The organism is Oleiphilus sp. HI0125 (genome assembly GCF_001635355.1).
On sequence record NZ_LWGF01000931.1, the window covers coordinates 1 to 1,060 of the forward strand.

The 1,060-nt window shown below is 45.4% G+C and carries 2 protein-coding genes; both read right to left on the bottom strand.

Translation table 11 applies throughout. The annotated features are described in order from the left end of the window. Positions 1-769: 1-deoxy-D-xylulose-5-phosphate reductoisomerase (locus A3762_RS16080; protein ID WP_197469309.1), on the bottom strand; the 769-nt coding region annotated here is incomplete at its 3' end. Then, the coding region (locus A3762_RS16085) for a phosphatidate cytidylyltransferase (RefSeq protein ID WP_197469310.1) at positions 766-1,060 on the bottom strand (295 nt) is incomplete at its 5' end. The genes A3762_RS16080 and A3762_RS16085, both read right to left, overlap by 4 nt.

The window sequence follows — 1,060 nt, forward strand, 5'->3', positions numbered from 1 at the left end:
TAGAGTGAACAATGCTTTGAGGATGCACAACAACCTCAATATCGGCATTTGAAACATCAAACAACCAACAAGCTTCAATCAACTCTAAACCTTTGTTCATAAGGCTTGCTGAATCGACTGATATTTTTCTACCCATTGACCAATTGGGATGAGTGCACGCTTGCTCTGGCGTTACCAACTCAAGCTGATGCCGATTGAAAGAACGGAACGGACCACCGGAAGCGGTCAATAATATTTGGGTTACTTCCGAACCAGGCTTATTCCCACACGCGTAGTTGTGCGGTAAGCACTGAAAAATCGCGTTATGCTCGCTATCGATAGGCAACAGGACACCATTGGACTCACGCACTGCATTCATGAGCAGCGATCCCGCCAACACGAGAGACTCTTTATTCGCTAAAAGAAGTTTTTTTCCTGACTGGGCCGCAGCAAAACTCGAAGATAAACCAGCCGCACCAACGATTGCAGCCATAACAATATCTACTTCATTATGGCTAGCGATAAATGTTAACGCGTCCGCCCCAAACAAAAGTTCCGTGTCGGTACTCGCATTTTTAAACGCCTCAACCGCATCAGCACGCACCTGCTCAGATGAAATAACGGCATACTTGGGCTTGTGAACCAAACACAGCTTTAGTAGCGCCCGCCAATCAGAATGTGCGCTTAGAGCAAATATTGAAAACTTCTCAGGGTGCTGCGCGCAAACATCTAACGTACTTAAACCAATAGAACCTGTCGCACCTAATACACAGACAGCTTCAGAACTCACTGACCACCCCAAGAGATCCAAGCAAAGCTATAAAGAAGTGCAGTTAGTACTGGAATACTAGCTGAAAGGCTATCGATACGATCAAGCACACCACCATGCCCAGGTAAAAGATTACTACTGTCTTTAATACACGCCTCACGCTTGAACATGCTCTCGGTCAAATCACCGAAAATCGAAATAATTGCGACCAACAAAGTAATAATGACAAGCTGAATTGTCATTGACGCACTTAAACCAAGATACGCTGAAGACGCTAACGCCAATAAAACCGTACAAGCCAATCCGCCCCAT